This window comes from Bacillus sp. J33 (assembly GCF_000518885.1).
Lineage (GTDB): Bacteria > Bacillota > Bacilli > Bacillales > Cytobacillaceae > Cytobacillus.
Genome location: NZ_JAEL01000108.1, coordinates 1 through 19060, shown reverse-complemented (window position 1 = coordinate 19060; position 19060 = coordinate 1). Strand labels below are relative to the sequence as shown.

The 19060-nt window shown below is 36.0% G+C and carries 14 protein-coding genes; 4 read left to right on the top strand and 10 right to left on the bottom strand.

The annotated features are described in order from the left end of the window. Nucleotides 1-189, bottom strand: a 189-nt coding sequence (locus L634_RS0124050) for a helix-turn-helix domain-containing protein (protein WP_157452422.1), incomplete at its 3' end; no start/stop codon positions are given. A gap of 133 nt (nt 190-322) precedes the next feature. Between L634_RS0124050 and L634_RS0124045 the strand changes: the two genes are divergently transcribed. Beyond that, entirely contained in the window at nt 323-643 is a 321-nt protein-coding gene (locus L634_RS0124045; RefSeq protein WP_026584645.1) for a hypothetical protein, read from the top strand. Nucleotides 644-792: 149 nt separating this feature from the next. Here the strand turns inward: L634_RS0124045 and brxL are convergent, their stop codons facing one another. From brxL to L634_RS0124010, 7 genes are all read right to left on the bottom strand, one after another. Continuing rightward, on the bottom strand, nt 793-2838 hold the full coding sequence (gene brxL / locus L634_RS0124040; RefSeq protein ID WP_034263167.1) for a protease Lon-related BREX system protein BrxL: 2046 nt from the start codon (nt 2836-2838) through the stop codon (nt 793-795). Nucleotides 2839-2868: 30 nt separating this feature from the next. Beyond that, nucleotides 2869-5427 (bottom strand): BREX-1 system phosphatase PglZ type A, encoded by a 2559-nt coding sequence (gene pglZ, locus L634_RS0124035; protein WP_026584643.1) that lies wholly within the window; start codon nt 5425-5427, stop codon nt 2869-2871. Nucleotides 5428-5505: 78 nt separating this feature from the next. Beyond that, nucleotides 5506-9048 (bottom strand): BREX-1 system adenine-specific DNA-methyltransferase PglX, encoded by a 3543-nt coding sequence (pglX, locus tag L634_RS0124030; protein ID WP_026584642.1) that lies wholly within the window; start codon nt 9046-9048, stop codon nt 5506-5508. A gap of 14 nt (nt 9049-9062) precedes the next feature. Next, a complete protein-coding gene (gene brxC / locus L634_RS0124025; protein WP_026584641.1) occupies nt 9063-12647 on the bottom strand; it encodes a BREX system P-loop protein BrxC in 3585 nt (1194 codons plus the stop codon). A gap of 20 nt (nt 12648-12667) precedes the next feature. Further along, on the bottom strand, nt 12668-13234 hold the full coding sequence (locus tag L634_RS0124020; RefSeq protein WP_026584640.1) for a DUF1788 domain-containing protein: 567 nt from the start codon (nt 13232-13234) through the stop codon (nt 12668-12670). Nucleotides 13235-13245: 11 nt separating this feature from the next. Next, nucleotides 13246-13842, bottom strand: coding sequence for a DUF1819 family protein (locus tag L634_RS0124015; RefSeq protein WP_026584639.1), 597 nt, complete (start codon nt 13840-13842; stop codon nt 13246-13248). A gap of 31 nt (nt 13843-13873) precedes the next feature. Next, nucleotides 13874-14110, bottom strand: coding sequence for a TIGR04540 family protein (locus L634_RS0124010; RefSeq protein ID WP_026584638.1), 237 nt, complete (start codon nt 14108-14110; stop codon nt 13874-13876). 626 nt (nt 14111-14736) lie between these two features. On the opposite strand from L634_RS0124010, the gene L634_RS34010 reads away from it, so the two are divergent. Further along, a complete protein-coding gene (locus L634_RS34010; protein ID WP_198029821.1) occupies nt 14737-14898 on the top strand; it encodes a hypothetical protein in 162 nt (53 codons plus the stop codon). Further along, on the top strand, nt 14895-16409 hold the full coding sequence (locus L634_RS31670; RefSeq protein WP_051428405.1) for a recombinase family protein: 1515 nt from the start codon (nt 14895-14897) through the stop codon (nt 16407-16409). The genes L634_RS34010 and L634_RS31670 overlap by 4 nt, the downstream gene beginning before the upstream one ends. Here L634_RS31670 and rlmD read toward each other — a convergent pair. Both rlmD and L634_RS0123990 read right to left on the bottom strand, forming a co-directional pair. After that, complete coding sequence (gene rlmD / locus L634_RS32310; protein WP_026584637.1) at nt 16370-17752, bottom strand: 23S rRNA (uracil(1939)-C(5))-methyltransferase RlmD; 1383 nt, start codon at nt 17750-17752, stop codon at nt 16370-16372. The two genes, L634_RS31670 and rlmD, sit on opposite strands and share 40 nt — an antisense overlap. A gap of 19 nt (nt 17753-17771) precedes the next feature. After that, complete coding sequence (locus L634_RS0123990; RefSeq protein WP_034263165.1) at nt 17772-18653, bottom strand: DNA-3-methyladenine glycosylase family protein; 882 nt, start codon at nt 18651-18653, stop codon at nt 17772-17774. 178 nt (nt 18654-18831) lie between these two features. On the opposite strand from L634_RS0123990, the gene L634_RS0123985 reads away from it, so the two are divergent. Then, nucleotides 18832-19060, top strand: a 229-nt coding sequence (locus L634_RS0123985; RefSeq protein ID WP_026581164.1) for a transposase, incomplete at its 3' end; no start/stop codon positions are given.

Sequence of the window (19060 nt, the reverse complement as noted above, 5' to 3'; positions counted from 1 at the left end):
AAGTATCCAGTCTTTATAGTGATCTAGTTTTTTCTTCTTTCCCAAAGGCTGTTCAGTATAGGCTCTTGCTTCATCGAATGTCATTTCTAAATACTTATAGACAGTCGGTCTTGAGATCTTAAGCTCCTTAGCGATTTGTGCTACTTTAAACTTTCTCTTATGTAATTCCTGAATCTTTATATATAACACTAACTTCTCCTCCAAAATCCTAACCTCCAGTAAAATAACGTCACGATCTATTTTACTAAAGTAGTAGGTTGATTGAGCAAAAGTGTAAAATCTTATCGAGCAAAAAGTGTCAACTTTATTCTAGCGTTTACACTTGTGGGGAGCTCCTGTTGAAATTGATATTTTCCCCCAAGAAATATTATTACCTATGGTTGATAACGCCTATCGCCAATCATCCATGAGTACCCATTATACCTTATTTCCAAAGATTGTTTTCAAAAGCCGTTTAAAAAAAGCAAATATTCTTTGGAATGAAGAGGCTGACTCATATATAAAAACGAAAAAAATATTTGATTATCCTCACCATAGAGGATTAGAAATATTTGATAAAGTTGGCGGTTTTGTCAATGTTAATATCTATTCCCTTTATGGCACCAGCTTCTTTACAGAAGAAATGAAATTAAATGGTTTCTAAATCTTGCAATATTTCCCCAAGTTGAAACAAGGAACTCTGTATTGAGTTCCTTGTCCTTGTTTTAATGTTATTTCTTTTATTTTACATATACCCTATTTACCACAAAATTCGTTGTATCTGAAGAATATCATAGTTTTGTTTCTAAATCTCTAGCTCACACCTAAAGCCTTAAACACCGCATCTATTGGATCAGAATAAAACACAGGCTGCACTTTTACCAATAAATCTGGTGGAACTGTCTGTAAGTCCATAACTGACGCTGCAGGTATTAACACTTTTTTAGCCCCTGCATCTACACATACTTGTAAAGTATTTGCAAATTCCTCCACTTTGGAAATAGTACCACCGACTGTCATATTACCAATGACGACTAAACTCTCCTGCGTGGGCTTTCCTAATGCTCCAGAGCAAAGACCAATCAATTCAGCAATCGCTAACTCATCAGTTAAGCCAATTCCTTGCAAATCACTTATGTGCATGAGATAGTCTTTTGTTTTGGTGCTAATGGTATTACTAATGCTTTTGCTATTAGCCGTAAAGAAACGAAATGCTGTATCAAGGCTTTCTTTTGCTTCACGGTTGGAACCGACACCTGACTTATCAAATTTTCCTGTTCCACTAACAACTTGATTTTCGAGCTTATAGATACCAATCATGCCAGAATGACCATGCCCAGCAACATAAACATGCCCTGGCTTGCCCATACCTTCTGGTATTAATTTGCCTCCACCTTGCTCTGGGACTGACACATAATGTTCTTCGAGTGTTTCCTTATCAATATAAGAGAACATTACATCGTAGAACTCCATACCGCCAATTTTCTTCAATTGTTCTTTAACCCTACGGCGGCCTTCAAGAGCGTATTCCAATACCTCACTGACTTCTTCCTTTGTGAATTCACCATGAGGATATAGGAGCTTTAACATACCAGAAACTGTTTTTCTGATTGCATTTGTATCACGTTGGTTTAAGTTATTTCCAAGTTTAAAATAGCGATCAATTGCATCACTGAACGTCCGCTTCCGCATTTCACGGAAAAACTCTGCAATGTAATCCACTATGAAACCATATTTTTCGGTAATAAGGTCTGGCCGCATTTTGGGAATCTCCCAACCGGGAAGATAATAGTGCATACGGTCAAAGAATGCCGTGTCATTTGCCATTTCTTCAGGAAATGGGGCAAATAAATGGGAAGTTTTAATTAGCGTGTCTACACTTTGATTAACATTACCCACAAATACCATAGAAGCAGAGGCATTCTTTTCCTCTTTACCTCTAGCAAATGAGCCAGATGCCATGTAATCCTTCATAATTTGAATGCCATCTTTATCTTTAAAACGGATTCCTGCGACTTCATCAAATGTGACACAGTCCCACATTCCAACAAGACCAATCTTTCTTGTGGACATATTGTAAAAGAGGTTGGCAACTGTTGTTTGCCCACCCGAAACTAGAATTGAATTCGGTGATAACTCCTTATAGACATGAGATTTTCCTGTTCCACGGGGACCTAGTTCACACATGTTGTAATTGTTTTCTACAAGTGGAACCAGTCGCAGTAATAAATGCCACTTCACTCTTTCTTCTAATTGAGTTGGCTCCATTCCCGTGGAGCGAACTAATACATCAATCCATTCATCTTTTGTAAAACTCTTTCTCCCCTCAAATACTTCATGAATGTCCATATTTGGCATTTGAATTGGCTGTAAGCTACTAACATTAAAAGGATTAGAATTACGTACCTCTTCGTCATAAAAATAATCAATTTTGACCATGCACCATATGCCCCCGACAAGGAGCTTATCAAACTCTTTCACATACATGGATGAAATAGGAACACCTTTTAATCCTAGGTTGGAGAACTCCGCTTCGTAAGTATCAATCTTCGGATTTAACGCCACTGTTACCTTATCAATAACAGAGTATTGACCATATTCCCGTATACGTGATTTAATCTTCTCTGCCTCATCAGGACGGACAAAGTTTTCTGAAAGAATCTTCTTCACTCGTTCTAGCCCTTCACGAATACTGTCCTCATCATCAGTTGCAGCATACATTCCAAGTAAATACTCGAGCACATAAATAGGGACGTTTGCTCCCTCTTTAATAAGATTGGTTAAATCTTTACGTACAACTCTTCCGGCAAAAACGTCATTCAGTTTTTTATCTAAATCAACAGTTAATCCTTCATTCATATTTTCTTCCACTCACGGTCCCCCTCCCTCTTAAAAGTCAAAATCACTGATAATACCCAAGTTGATGCTAAACGGTATTTTCTCCACTACAACACTTGTCTCTGTATCCCTAATAGTCAGGTAATACGTTTTATTTCGATCATAAGGAATGTTCTTCAATACAAACCTTATTTTGAAAGTACGATCAGCAGGATTATCAAATGGACGATCTCCAATAATCGTTTCCTCATTAGATAATACGTTGCCCTCCTCATCAGCCATATAGATGACAACAGTTCGAGGAATAACCTTGTCTTCCACTTTTTCTGTTTGGAAAAACTCCAAGTTGAAAATGCTATTGGTTATCTTACGAGTGGTATTCGTAAGTTTAATATCGACTTTTTTAATAGCCTTAGCACCTTTTTGCCCAGTACGTTTGTTTTTAAACGATAATAGTGGGACGACAATCTCTTGCAGACTTGCACCACCATGAACAAAATTAATACCTGAACCTTGCATTTTGTATCTGAGCGTTGCCTTTGGCAAATACGCTGTTAATTGCTGCTCATTTCTTATTACAGATGAAAGATTGATAGCCAATTGTCCTGACACTTCACGCTGCTCTTTTGAAAGTATATAACGACGTTTAACTTCGATACTACTACCTGCATCTTGTCCAATCTTATCACTTTCTTCTAATTCATCCCTTTGGTATAAGAAACCGTGATCAGCCGTAATATACACATTCGTTCCGCTTAAATCATCCCGAATAATTTTAACTAAGTCATACAATTGATTTAATGAAGTTTCTACTGCATTAAATGTATAGACTTCTGTTGATGCCTTATCTCCCATTGCATCAATCGTATCGTGATAGATATATATGAGCTTTTTACCCTTAAAGGTTTCTCTTCGCCCTGCTTTATTCATTGCTAGTACATCTTGAAAATGAACAGCAATGCTTTCAGCCACTTTAGATTCAATAATCTTTTTCCGATTTTCCAAACCAGAGGAATCTTTTCCATCAACAAATACCCTTGCATTTGCATCTATGTCTATTTCTTTGTGCGGTAGGAGTGAAGGCATCCCTAGTTTTGTAATAGAAGGCACTACTCCAAGTAATGTTTCCACATCACAAACACCCATTGTCTCGGTATTAAGGCGATCGGCCAACTCAACACCTATTTCGTAACGCAACGCATCCGAAACAATAACAAAAACTCGTTCTCCATTTCTAACTTTAGAATCAATGAATGAAGAATAAAAGTCTTGCTGATTTTTGATACCGGGTAATGACCAGTCCTGTGTCATTTCAGATTCAACAGCTTGGGACCAATGGGAACTCAACTCACCCATATACCAGTTCGTATATAGATTTTCTACCAGCATTTTAAACTTTTTCAATAGATCATGATTACTTTCCTCATCATAAGCCACATAAAACTTTCGGTAGTACGTATCCATTAAATGATAGTCATTTACATATGCCTGATACAAATCAATAGCCCGTCCCTGCGGTATCCCTTGGCGATGTTCTTTATAAAACTCATGAATTTTAACAGTATAATAAAGTGCCTCATACACGGAAGCAAATTTTTCATAGTAATGCTTAGCTCTTCTCAATTTAATGAGTTTCGTGTATTCTTCATAATCTTCAAGCTGTGTAACCAATCCATTCGCTATGTAAATAATGATTGCTCGATCGAGATATGGGAAAGTATCCGCTTGTTTGAAAGCTTCAATTGGCAAATTATTGATTATGTTCGAAAGTTGGATTTCCTGCTCAGCTATCTCAGCGTATTCATCAAATACCACATAGTCAGTCTTATGGTGCATCCAATGGTCAATAAACACAACTGCATTCGTTTTATTTCGATTGGAAATGAAATTTTCAAGTTCTTTAATGTTTTCCTCTCCTACGGTTTGACTGAATGCCGTTAATACTAGATGGATGAACAAGGTTTTTAGACTCTTCTTCTCCCGTTCATAACCGTAGTGATTAGAAACATAATTCCAGAACACTTCAATATCAAAAAACTTCTCCAGAAGGGAAAGGTATTTATTCTCATTGTCATCCAGAGTATCCATTAGCACAGCCTTTAAAACCTCTTCAAAATCGGGTGTTCTAACGTTACATAAAACACTCATAATTGAAAGTTCAATAATTTGCTCTGAATAGGTTTCTATATTTAATGCTGAAAACTTTCTAAAACGCTCCTTATTATTAAAGAAACGTTCATACTTTTTGATTACCGCTCGAAGTGATGGGTCTATTTGCAACTCACTTAGGATAAGCGATATTCGGTCAGCATAGAACGTTTTTGAATAAAAAACTGTATCTGCTAACCAGTTGTCTTCGACACCCAATTCCGTATTTGTATAAATCAAGTAAGAAGACATAGGATCTTCTTCTTCAAGCAAATATTTCGTTTGAAACTGGTTACGGTCCGTAAGCGTATGAACCTTTACTTTATCAACGGTAAGATGTCCAATGTCCTCAGCGAACTCATTATCCTTGTCAACCCAGAATACAATTTTCCTTTTTTCCCCATCTTTTAATGATTCATTGAATATATCTGATAACGCAGCCTCAATTTGATTTATGTTCATTCCCTTCACCTACCTTCTATTACCATTATAGTGCAAAGATACACCAGCAAAACACTGATGTATCTCCGTTAGAATTAATTAAATTTTTGCAACAAGTCCTTTAAATTTTTCATGATTCACTTTTACTCCATCATCTAAATCTAATTCAATCTGCATATCCGCCATATGGTGTAGTAACTCGTCGTATGCTTTTAATTCATCAATCTTCTTATCAAGGACTTTTAATTCTTTCTTCGCATTGCTAACCTCTTTTGCTGTAGAATCTCCTTCAATAATATTAAGTAAATCCTTCTTTTCAGCATCTAATCGAATTTGGTAATCATGCAAATAATCAGTACGAATACGGGATAATATTGTTTTATCATAACGATGCAAATAAATTAAACAGTTAAACGCCTTCTCTTTACCCGAGGTAAATAATACATATATAGGTGCTTTATTTCTTTTATTTGTTGATTTATATGTATTTAAGTGGTCGTTGTAAAACTCATTTAAAAAATATCGTCTAAGAGTTTCTTTATATGATTCATTTCTTTTTTTACCTAAGATATCGCATATATAATTAACATTATCATTAAAATGTTCTTCCCCAAAGGATACCTTTAAAAAGTTAATGAATAATTCTACCATATCGTTATCAAAATAACTTTCTTCTGTAATAGGAATAATGTTATGTGGTACTGGAGAAATTGATTTATACCTGTCTAATTCAAATTCACCACCTGCATAAATTAAGCCTTGCTCGTCTAAAGAATATCGTCCAAATAAGCATCCGATTGCATAAGAAATAAACGACTTTACTTCTCGAATTTCTATTGGTTTTTTTAATGTAATAAATTTCTCATCAACATCATTAGTAGTCTCATTAGCAAGCCCATATAAATTGATTAGAATCTCATTTAGTTCCATTTCATTCTGCTGAAGCTGTTTAAATTGCTTTATCTTATATGTCTCCCATTCATTGTACGCATCCCTTATGAGATTTTTTTCATTCTTAAAAGCAATGAGAGGATGATCCTTAAAGTTCCATGAGGTTTCAAACCAATCCCAATCTTCTTTGCAAATCAGAATATTTTCTTTGGATAATTCAACAATCCTACTTTCAGTTGTCTTGTCAGGTAAAATAATTGGTATTCTTTTTAAGTCTCCGACTTGAAAGCTAATAGTAGGATTAAGAATTTTTAGAAATTCACTTACTACTTTACTTGCAATAATTGCTAGCACTAATTCAATGCTGTATGATTCTTTCGGGAACATTGAAGAACCCTTCACATCAAATATAAACCCTTTTTCTGAGTATCTTACACCGAAATAACTTGAGCTTACATCTGACCAAGTAATTCCTTCCCGAAAATAATACTGTCTATTTTGCGGCCTAGATCTTAATTTTCCTTTTTCATTAAAATTATTTTTTATCTCAAAACCATCATTTTCCCAATTAACAACCCATTCATTGTTTCCATACCACTTTCTATAGTCTCCTCCTTTATTATAAGGAAACCATTTAAAGCCATAACTCATTGCTTCATTAGAATTATTTAAATCAAACCCAACCTTATTAATGTCAACCTCGTACCATAGCCTTAAGAATTGGTCATTATTACCTGTTTGTAGACCTACCCTTGGTTCAGCAATTTCACCTAATGGCTCTGAGCTTTCAAAAATCTGCTTAGTTCTTTCGCTTACCCAATAAGCAACTGGACTACCTTGAATCCTTTTAAATTCACTTGTTAAAGTTCTAAATCTGTATTTAACATTGTTGTTTACTATCGACTCTATTACCTTTCTAGGTTGTTCATCTGCACCTGGAAAATCGGTTAGTCTTATAAATTCTCCTGTAGTTTGTACAGGGGAATTTCTTAATGTAAATGTACAAATAGGTACAGTTGCTTCAGAAAATGCTGAATACTCAAGTTGAATTAATGAACTTATTGATTTGTTATCAATAATAACTTTTCTTAATTCTTCGTATGAGGAAATAAACATCCAAACAAATGGGCTCATAAACCCAATTTGACCATTTTCAATTACTTTAGAAAAACTATACTCAATAAAAGCAGAAAACACATCTTCTTTACTTGCTTTATAGTTATCATTGATAAACTCATTTAATTCCTCACACATATCCCTTCTTCCAATATATGGAGGATTACTTACTAATACATCATAAACAGAAGACATTATTTTTGTTTGTTTAATCAGTTGCGGTAAGATATCAAGAGTTCTTTTCCTATTATCTTCCTCAAATAAATTCTCTGCTGGTTTACTGTTTATCTCTACAAATCTTTTTTCAAAGAAGGAAGTATCACTCTCTTCAATTTTTATGAGTGTCCCAAATATTTTTGCATTTCTATATTGATTAATAAACTTTTCTGTTTTTGAAAAGTTTTCGCCATTTGCTTCCCCTGCTATATAAGAAATAACAGATTGGTCAAGCATATCTGTCTCTTGTATGGCAGCTAAATGAAGTTTCAACCCTTCTCTTTCAATACTTCTAAAGAAACGTTTATTATGCTCTAACGCTTTCATTACTACAGAGAAGCATGCTAGTTGATATGCTCTATCATCTATATCTAATCCATATAAATTATTCTCGATGATTAACCTTGGGATTTCCCTCTCCATATACCCGCACTTACTATATATTTCATAAAGTACATCAAACATATAAACAAGAATATGTCCACTGCCCATTGCTGGATCAAAACATTTAATATCTTCTACTTTTAACTCTCTATTAATATAAGGATCAAGGTTAATATCTTGCCCAGTATCAGGGTTTTCAAGATAAAACTCCCAATTATCCAAAAGGTCTCGGTGTTGCGAATGTGATTCTATCCAATAACGACCTAAAGAATTTTGAACCATATAACGAACTATCCATTCGGGAGTAAACAATTGTGTAGCAGGAGGTATTTCACTTTTACCTCTTTTAATCTCTACATCAAATATTCTCTTTTTTTCTTCAGATATATAGTATTGATACAACCAACCAATAACTTCTACCTTTCCCCAATTATCTTCAGGTATAAGCTCAATATTAGTCATATAGCGAACAAAAGAATCAGTTGCGAGCAACCCTTCAGGGAAAAGAATCTCCGTATAGTCATTAATCGTTTCAAACATAAAGGGCATATATCGGTTCAAGTCATTACAATGCTTGATAATAAGGTATTTGAATAGTTCCTCTGAGTTATTGTTCATTTTTTGCTCATAGATATATTCTTTATCCAAATCCAAATCTAATGTTAGTGCTTCTTTCATCATGTCTGGCTCTGTACTACCGGAATTTGTTGAAGAAAGCACTCTTACTTTTGTAGGTAAATAGTCATTCACCTCCATAAAGCGTAAGGCAGTGAAACGGTTAAACCAAGTATAAGCAACTTCTTCCATCACTCGTTTGAATCCAATTTGATTAATTCGATCAATTAATTTATCTCTTTGAGTCTTTTCTTCCTTTGAAAGCTGTTTGCCATCTATAAAGATGGCATCTGAGCTTTCAATGTCCGCTTTTTTTATGTTGTCTTCTGTAATTCCTATCTTCATTGCTCTTGCTTCGACCTTTTTCAACAGCTCTCTTCGTGCATTCGTAGCAAAAGTCTTGAGTGCAGTTTTATTCATCCATTTCACCCCGATTACTCAACAAACTCAATTTGTTTATTTTCTTTAATAATCTGTTTTAACTTATTGGATAAAGCATTGATGTACTTATCGACATCATCTTCTGTAGTTAATGTTTTAACATTAACCAGCTTTGTTACCTTTACTGGTTGCTTTTGAATGGTCGGCTCAACAGGTGATACAGGAGGATCAACTACTTCACCATCAGGACGTTTTCTTTGTTCTTCTTCCTTTTTACGTTTCCATTCCTCAATTTCCCGCTCGATATGCCCTTCCATTTTTTCCTTGAAGCTGGTGCTTTGAGAAACTGTTGCATCAACTTTATAAATATCTGTAAATGTATCTACATTAGCATTTAGTTCTTGATAGTAACGATTTACTCGTTCTTTCGTTTCATTGGATACACCGTATTGTGATGTCAATAACGATAAGTAATCACTATCGTCTTTTAACCTTTTATGAGCATTTTCCCTTTTCTCATTTAAAACATTATTGATTTGTTCATCCATTGCATGAATAAGCTCTGGAATGTCCTTTATCTTTTTGTAAGGTATGGGATCCTGAAGAATGGACTGGAGCTTATTAATAACTCCTTCTACCTCTACACCCGTCAAATAGGATTTACTTTCATCATATTTTCGTATAGCTGCCAATCCATCATCAAAGATTTTCTTCTGATCAGTACCGAAGAAACTTTTGACATAGACAATATCCTCTTCCCAATCAAGTAAATCATCTTCTAGTTCCTTTAACTTATTGAAAAAAGATACATTGTCTAAGCCATTATGGAACTGCTCAAAGTATTCTAATCCTTTGTCAAGTAAGCTCATACCAGGATACTTTCTACCCTCATAACGGGCTTTGTATCCCTTGATTTCGTCTATTTGTTTTTCAACGAGTTGTCGAATGTCCTTCAATAGTCCATCTTCATCATCAGCTAAATCTGTTTTATTGAACACATCTTTACAAATACTTTTTGCTGTTTTAATTAATTTTTCGTCAACTTTTACCCTCTTCAGTACAATGGCTTTGTCGGCTTCCTGTGTCTTTGTAAAAATCGTTACAAGAGTATTTACATTGTCTTCAGGCTCCAAGTATTCTGCATTATAACGAATCCGGATACGTTGTTCTTTTAATAAATGTGCAATCATTCCTGCTATATCAAGCATTTTCCAACCATATGGCTTGTCTCCAAAACGATCAAATAGAATCTTAATACGCACCTGTTTTTTCAAATCGTCTTGTAAACTGATAAAATCAGACACTTCCCGCTTTGCCAAGTCATTTGGATTTACTTTCAAAGTTTCTTCAAATGACAATTGTTCATCGTTTGAAGCAAGGATTGAAATTAAAGCACGTTCATTATCTAAGTGTTCCTTTACATAACTAAGTTTTGTGTAAACATTATCGACTAACATCGTGAAGGCAGCATTTATCTTCTCACGAACAGTTGCTCCTTTAATTTCTACTTTATCCCCATTGATAAAGAATGCACTATCTTTAATTGCATCCTCCAAAAGCTCACGAACCCTTCTTCTACGTTCACGAACTTCCGCTTGTTTATTATTTAGGATATTTTGGATGTTTTCAGGAAGTTGCGTAATATTCGTTTTCTTACGGAATTCCTCAATACGCAATGCTTCTCCGATTTCCTCGATATAAGCCTCATTACCACCAAGTTTGATGATCATTTCCCCGTTACCCGAAGTCATCATCATTAATTCTTGTTCAGACTTCTGGTAATGATCTGATAATGGAGAGAGTATTTGCATACCTATATTGGATGTCTGATTTCCATAGTTTTTTTCATCCATTTTCTGATTGTAGGTAAATGAGTATTCACTGTTGTAACGGAAACGCTTTTCATCATATAGGTCTTGGAAAATATAGTGTGCTAACTCCCGCTTAACAATGTCCTCATCAATATTTAGGGACTTGATTTCCCTATTAATGTCTTGTTCGTCATCTGTTAAAAAGATAAAATTATCCCCATTTTTCTGTACCAACGTTTGGGAAATTAGCTTACGCAAGGAAACCTTAATTTTCTCTTTAAGCTGCAACTTATCCTCATCAATATGTGTAACCATTAGAGTAGCAATATTATCAAGATTTGCTGGCAGTTCTTTTACATATTTAATCATGAATAGAACCTTTAATAGATCAATGTTAAAATCATCATCTTTTAAGGCTGGATTTTCATAGGCACCTTCGATAACTCTTGAAATGGATGGATTCAAAAATTCCTTTATCGTGTCATAGAAGGCATAAAAAGGTATAAGTGTACCTTCTTCAGCATTCTTATATTGAAGACCGGCTTCTTTAAATGCTGATAACATGGAACGTTCCCCTTCAGATAAATGTTTACCAGAAGAGCCATGTTTTCTAACTTGCTCAAAAACGTTTTGTAACAACTTGAATTGATAAGGCATGAAAGGATACACATCAGCAAATTCCTGTTCATTGTCAAACCCACGTAAATCCGCTGTGCTTTCTCGGAAACTAATTAAGTTCTTTAAAATAGCACTTTTTTCAGGATAAAGAACCTTCAATTTGTCATTAGCAAAGTCCTTTTTCAATAGGATACGTTTTTTGATAACTTCATCAACCGAGATGGATGATAGAGAGAGTCTTGTATCGAATCGCCCTTGGATACGGGAGAAATCGTCCCCTTTAACTTTGATAATGCTATCAATACTCTCTTGAGAAGTAACCATAATCCAAACCTTACCCTTACAGTGGGTCCCAAGGTCTTCAGCCACTGTCTGCAAATTCAACATCAAACTACGGTTATCACCGATGTATTGGCCGATCTCATCCACGAGGAAGATAAGGTGGAAGTTTTTCCCCTTACTATTGATGTACTCATTTACGTCTTTGGCAAACTTTTCAATACTAATTTCGAAATTATTTACACCATTTTCAAACCAATTTCGAGCAGATTCTTCCGTCATATCGGTTACTTTCGTTAGGGCACCAATAACAAAGTCCGCATCAAAGTAAAAACTATTACGACGTTCTTCCCACGCTTCACCAGCTAATGACTTAAATTCCGCTTTAAACGCCTCATAGACTCCCTGTTTATCCAGGTACTTCTCCATTTCGGCCACACCGGGTATATCTCCGTAATAGCCACGATGCTCATAAAATACCTTCATGAAGACACGGAGAATGGCATCTTCTTTTGATTTGTTATCTAGTGAACCTTTCGAATCTATGTTGAACAGAATAACCTCTGTTTCCACATCAGCCGTTCTTTGCATATTCGCATATACAAGAGGGTCTTGTACTTTATCTCGGAAGAAATCAATCGCTTGTTTACCTTTTACCTTCTTGTTTTCAAGTAAGTAAGCAAGTATCTTCAGAAAGTGTGATTTACCGGAACCAAAAAATCCAGAAATCCAAACACCCATCTTATCTGTTACACCATTTATTCCTTTTTGATAATTCTCATAAAACTTAGAGAGGTGTTTTTGCAGTTCACGGGTAACAACATACTCGTCCAATTCCTGATAAATATTATCTTCATCTTGTTGTGCTACTTTAATAACTCCACGTATATCACGTTCAATGTCTTTTTGAAACATATCTTTAATAATCATCTAAATTCCCCCTATCCCTTTTAATCGACTAATCGGAAAGCCCGGTAATAATTATCATCCTTAAATTTTCCAAACAATTGTAATGATTGCCCATCATATTTTCCAGGGAAAAACATGATAACGGGTACATTGTCTAACACTTCTTGTAAGTTATTTAAAATATTGTGGGAACGAACAAATGGATAAACCTTACCTATTCCAGTGAGGAACACCACATTATAGTCTCCCATTTGTTCTTTAATCTTTCTTAAAAACACTTCTGGCTTAGCAAATGTCGTCATTGCTTTAAACAATTGATCTTTTCCTTGACGTTCTTCCATTTCAAAAATCCGTTCGAAGATCCTTTTATCTTTTGTAATTTCTAGCAGCATTTTATATAAATCAAACTCAATAATTCTCCGGTTAGATCCTTCATAACCAAATTCTTTCTTAATATGCTTAATATAATCTCTTACCACAAGTTCATCTTGTGGCTCGTAGTCAAATACGTAAAAGCTAATTTCATTACCCAGGCCACGTCCCTCTATGAACTTATCCTCTTTAATTTTCGGTATAATCTGATCCAGCCTTGCATTCAAATTTGCCACATATTCACCCCCTACTCACCCATTGCACGTATATAACGAGCATCACCAATTCTAGTGAGATGATTCTTTATTTGTTCATCAATAATTAGTCTGTCTAGCTCTTTACCTTTTCTGGTTCTTAACATTCCACTTTCATACAATACTTGCATGTAAGCTCTTTTTAATTTTTCAACGTTAATATCGCTCCAACTGGCTACCTTTTCACTTTGCTCCGCCTTAGAGGTGAAGAAGAGATTAATGTCCTTCTTTTCTATTAGATAGTCATTATTATGTAGCTTTTCCCCTATAACCTCATCCATGAATTCAAAAAACAGCAAATCAGTCTTCATAATTGCATACAGGTTAAGGGTTTTTCCCGTTTCAATAGAACCTTCTAACATTAAAGCAGCAAGAGTTTCATCAATAGCTTCGGCCCTTTTCATAACGGAAGGTAGAGCTCTGTTGATTCTCCCTTGGTTATTAAATTGAAACAGATTGTCCTCTTTTATTTTTTGCCTAATCTCCTGTTTGGAAAGTCCAAGCTGCTTTAACTTTATGACCTGCTTTAACTCAAAAAGTAAAAAGGATGCACCATTTAAACTTGAAGAATATTCTAATTCTATTGTCATGCAATCAAACCTTTCAGACAAGACTATTTCCCTACTTTATTTCCAGTATCTTTCCTACTACAGCTAAACGCCTTTTTCCGCATTGCTGCTGCACTACTTTTGTGAACTCATTGTCCTTTATTAGTTTTTCTTGATTATGTTCATATAAGTTTTTAATTCCATCTATTAGCTCATTCTCTTTTATCTCTTCCTGCCAATAGGAATCCACTAACCTATTCAAATCAACAGCCAAATCTCTCTGCGTACGGTAGAACAACTTCAATTCCACAGATTTCACCTCTACGATAAATCTTACTTAATTCTTATTTTAGTCTTATTCTACTTGGAACTCAACGGAAAAGGTAGGCTTGTTTCACTATTTAAACTTTCTGTTAACATGTTCCCTTCAACTAAATAGGGAAAATATCCTTTTCAGTTTAGTACCACTAGAACAGCATATTATTGAAACATGAATTAGCCTCAAACAATAAGAATATGTATACCCAGGTTAAATCCCCCCTTACTGACATCTGTTACTTTCATAATAAAGTATTACGGGGTAGAGAAGGGGTGGGGCGCAAAACCCAAATAACCGAAGGGAGGTCAAATGCTACACCTCCCCAGAATTTTTTAAAAAAATTCCACCTATATTAAGGACTTTTATACTAGTTATGTAGATTATTAAAGAATAATAGAGAAAAATTGAATATGTATTCGAATAGTGTTACTTCATTTCTTGATAAAATTGCAGAGCCCTTGACACATTGTTTCATCACTTCTAAGCGAAATAGTGTCTATTTCTACTCTTAATTATAATTAATATTAGAAATCAGCTGAGATCACTACAAATCATTTACGAGATATTGTAGAAGAAACAAGGGTCTAGACCTCAAATAATATTTGGGGGAATTATCAATGAATATCGAGCGAATTTTCAAAGAAGATACAAACATCACACTTCAAGATACTTTAAAATCCATGGTCAATGATATGATTGACAGTTTAATCAGCATTTACTATTCTCAAGATAAGGTGAACACTACTACATCTCATGTAGAAAGGAAAGATGTGGCATGAGATGTGCAGTATATGTAAGGGTTTCAACAGATAAAGAAGAACAGAAATCCTCTCTTGGAAATCAAAAGGATCTTTTCATTAGATATATTTCTGATCGAGGTTGGGATATCCATAACTTTTATGTTGATGTGGAAAGCGGAACAACAGAAAAGCGTCCACAGTTACAACAATTAATAGCGGATGCAAGAGCTAAGAAATTCGATGTGATACTGGCTAAGGAACTTTCACGTCTGGCACGTAATGGTCGCCTATCCTATGAGATTCGTGATATTGCTGAACAAAGCAAGATCCATATCATTACCTTAGATAATGCCATAAACACATTAGAAGGTAATGGGCAAATGTTTGGTATTTATGCCTGGATGTATGAACAGGAATCACAAAGGACAAGTGAGCGAGTCAAAGCAGCCTTAAGGAGCAGTGCACAAAAGGGATTATTCAAAGGATCCAATCCTCCTTATGGTTACATTTTAGAAGATAGGAAACTTCGGATAAGCCCTGATGAAACACCAAACATCGTTAGACGTATCTTTAGAGACTATCTTTCAGGTAAGGGCTTTGATCGCATCGCAAAGGAATTGTATGAAGAGGGATTTCCAACACCTGGACAAGTAGCCGGAAAGAAAAACGCCAGTGATAAGTGGCATGGTTCAACGGTTAGGACAATTCTAGAGAATCCACATTACACTGGGGATTTGGTTCAAGGACGGACCACGACTAGAAGTGTCACAAATAAAAATCGGGACCAAGTTGATTCAGGAAAGTTTATTATTGTCCCTAATACTCATGAGGCAATTATATCGAAAAACGATTTTGAAGCCGTCCAGCAATTAATAAAGAGTAGAAAAAGAACACGTCCTCAGGCAGAAATACATCTATTTACTAATACTGCTTACTGTGCAGATTGCGGACGTGGAATGCATTATAAAAAGAACTGTAAGGGTTATATGTGCGGGAATTACAACAAACATGGCATAAAAGCATGTAGTGATCATTTAATTAGAGAAGCTGATTTAAAACTAGCTATTCTAAATGACTTAAAAAATCTCGCCTCGGTTTTGGACAATCAGGAAATTTTGCAAACCCTTGAAGCCAAACTGAATCAACAGAAAAAGAATTCAGAAAAGCAAATTAGAGACTTTGAGAGGGAATTAGACCGACTGAAACAAAAGAAAAAGAAGTCTCTCAATTTATTTATTGACGAAAAAATCTCCAAAGCAGACTATGATGATTTCATAAATGATATTAATAACCAGATGAATAGTATCAATTCTAGGATTAAGCAATTGAAATCTTCTCTTGAAGCCAATAATGATGAATTAGCATTCAATGAAGTTAAACAACAGTTAGATGCATTTATTGAATTTCAAGAATTAACTCCGGAAATACTTCACCGCTTTATTGAGAGAATTGAAATAAAAGCAGATGGTAGTCCGAGGATCTTTTACCGATTCTCGAACCCATCTGCTCTTTATTTAATCAATTCTATCAACGCACAGCACTCCACATGAGCCGTCTGCGGAAACATGTCCACAGGCTGTATGCCTTTCACTTTATATTTAGTGCTAAGGACAGAAATATCCTTTGCCAATGTTGATGGGTTGCATGAAACATAGACTACTTTCTTAGGCTGTACTTTTAAAATTGTTCTTAACAGCTGCTGATCGAGTCCGGTTCTTGGCGGATCGACAATGATGACATCAGGTTTCCAGCCATCTTTTGTCCACTTTGGAAGCCATTCTTCTGCTTTGCCGACAACATATTTGGCATGCTTAATGCCGTGGCGTGCTGCGTTTTTCTTTGCATCTTCGATGGATTCACGGATGATGTCCATGCCGCGGATTTCAGCAGCCTGATCTGCCACCCATAAGCCAATGGTTCCGACTCCGCAGTAGGCGTCAGCCACTTTTTCTTTGCCGGTAAGAGCCGCTGCTCTTTTTACTTCGTTATAAAGTTTGACTGTCTGTTCCGGATTCAGCTGAAAGAATGTCCGGGCTGATAGTTCAAACTGCAAATCTCCAAGCGTTTCCTGAATAAAGTCTCTACCATCAAGATTCATGGTTTCTTGGCCAAATATTAGAGAAGTTTTTTCGCCATTTACATTTTGAATGATTGACTTTACTTCAGGCAGCTCACTCTTGATTTTTTCGATAATGATATCCTTTTTGGGAAGTTCTTTTTGTGTTGTAATGAGAACAATCTGAAGCTCGCCTGTTTGGATTCCAACCCTGGCAACGATTGTTCTAACGAGCCCTTTTCGGTTTCTTTCATTATAAATTGGAATTCTAAGGTCCTGAAGAATTCGTTTGACCGTTTCCGTCGCCTTTGTCGTTTGCGGGTGCTGGACCGCACAGTGCTCGATGTTGATCAGGCGGTGCGAATTCATGCCATATAATCCTGCAAGCACCTTTCCATCTTTTTGGCCAACCTGGAACTGGCTCTTATTTCGGTAGTTCCATGGATCTTCCATTCCGATCGTTTCTTTAATGCTTAGTTTTTCAGGGTTTAATTTTGTATGTCGTTCCAAAGCTTGGATAATGATATCCCGTTTCTCCTTAAGCTGCTGATCATAGCGGAGATGCTGTAGCTGGCATCCGCCACATTCGTCATAAACAGGGCATGGGGGCTGAACCCGGTACTCTGATTTTTTGCGGATTTTCTTTATTTTTGCTTCAGCAAACTTCGGATTTACTTTCGTTGCCTCTGCCACAATCTCTTCGCCAGGAAGTGCTCCTGGAACAAAAACGACTTGGCGTTTAAAATAACCGACTCCCTCTCCGTTGATGCCAAGCCTCTTGATCGTGAGCGGAAAAGTCTGCTTCAGTTTTAATTTAGCTGTTTGTTCTTGTTTCATGGTGCTTCATCACTCCAAGTTACTCTATGCTTCTCCACAAGTAGAGGGATGCATAGCTTAAATAGGGATTCCAGCTCTTTGAGAAATTCTCCATTTCCTCCAGAGTCGGTTTCTCTTTTAGTTTATATAATTTTTTTAAAGCATTTTGTATGCCTATATCTGCAGCCGGAAACAGATTTGGCCTTCCAAGACCGAACATCAGGAAATTTTGTACAGTCCATGGGCCTACACCGCGCAATTTGATAAGTTTATCATAAATCGCTTCATCCATAAGGTCTTTAAGCTCTTCAAAGTTTAAATTTCCGGATGATATTTCTTTTGCAATCCCAATAACATACTCAGCTTTCCGTCCGCTGAACTGAAGCTCTCTCAGATCTTCTACCGTAAGTTCTGCCACTCTTTCCGGAAGCGGATAGAACCAGGTTCCTTCCTTTTCAAAGCCAAATGTTTTTACAAACCGCTCTGTTAATGTATGGGCAAAAGCCAGATTCAGCTGCTGATGAATGATGCACTTAAGAAGACATCCGTAAGGGTCAAAGTCCAGGATAATCGGCGTTCCATAGTGCTCATCAAAAATCGGCTTTAAATCTGTGTTTTGAAAATGCTGATGAATGGTCTCAAGCGGCAAATGCCATTGAAAAATTTCCGATAGGCGCTCAGCTGCTTTTTCTTTATAGCGCCCCTCTGTTCCCTCTATTAAAAACTCAGGTGCTTCAGTCGTTCCGATTGCTTTTACTTGTGCAACAACCGGTGTGCCGTCCAACATTATTGGGACCTTTACGGACCGCTCCGTAAGATCAACTTGATTGAGAGGATCAATCGACAGCCTGTCCAGTACCAGATCAAAATTATAAGGTCCTTCTGCTTGTATCTTTTCCAAGAAGAATCCGTCCTTTATCATTTTCCCCGATTATAGCATTTTTTGTTATTGTTTTACTAAAAATGTACGCCGTATAAAGAAATAGACCCTAAATTTGGGTCTATTTTAAGGACTTTTGATGCTAGACTAAAAAACGGACACGGTAAATTGACACTTTCGTTATAATGATTAACAAAGAACAATTAAAGGACGTGTCTAAATGGGGAAGCATTTTGATCTCGAATACAAAATACAGATTGCACAAATGGTCGTAGAAGATGGTAAAAAAGCAACTCAATTAGCGAGAGACCTAGATATTCCAGTCGGAACCATTAGGAACTGGGTTGATGCATACAAGAAAAAGAGTCAAAAGGGTTTCGTGGGGAGTGGCAATACGTCCCCTGAAATAAAGCCCTACAAGGACCTTCAAAAAGAAAATACAGACTTGA

Coding starts and splice junctions, on each gene's coding strand:
- rlmD (WP_026584637.1), bottom strand. CDS start 17,752: ATGAAACAAGAACAAACAGCTAAATTAAAACTGAAGCAGACTTTTCCG.
- L634_RS34010 (WP_198029821.1), top strand. CDS start 14,737: ATGAATATCGAGCGAATTTTCAAAGAAGATACAAACATCACACTTCAA.
- L634_RS31670 (WP_051428405.1), top strand. CDS start 14,895: ATGAGATGTGCAGTATATGTAAGGGTTTCAACAGATAAAGAAGAACAG.
- L634_RS0124015 (WP_026584639.1), bottom strand. CDS start 13,842: ATGACAATAGAATTAGAATATTCTTCAAGTTTAAATGGTGCATCCTTT.
- pglZ (WP_026584643.1), bottom strand. CDS start 5,427: ATGAACATAAATCAAATTGAGGCTGCGTTATCAGATATATTCAATGAA.
- pglX (WP_026584642.1), bottom strand. CDS start 9,048: ATGAATAAAACTGCACTCAAGACTTTTGCTACGAATGCACGAAGAGAG.
- L634_RS0123990 (WP_034263165.1), bottom strand. CDS start 18,653: ATGATAAAGGACGGATTCTTCTTGGAAAAGATACAAGCAGAAGGACCT.
- brxC (WP_026584641.1), bottom strand. CDS start 12,647: ATGATTATTAAAGATATGTTTCAAAAAGACATTGAACGTGATATACGT.
- brxL (WP_034263167.1), bottom strand. CDS start 2,838: ATGAATGAAGGATTAACTGTTGATTTAGATAAAAAACTGAATGACGTT.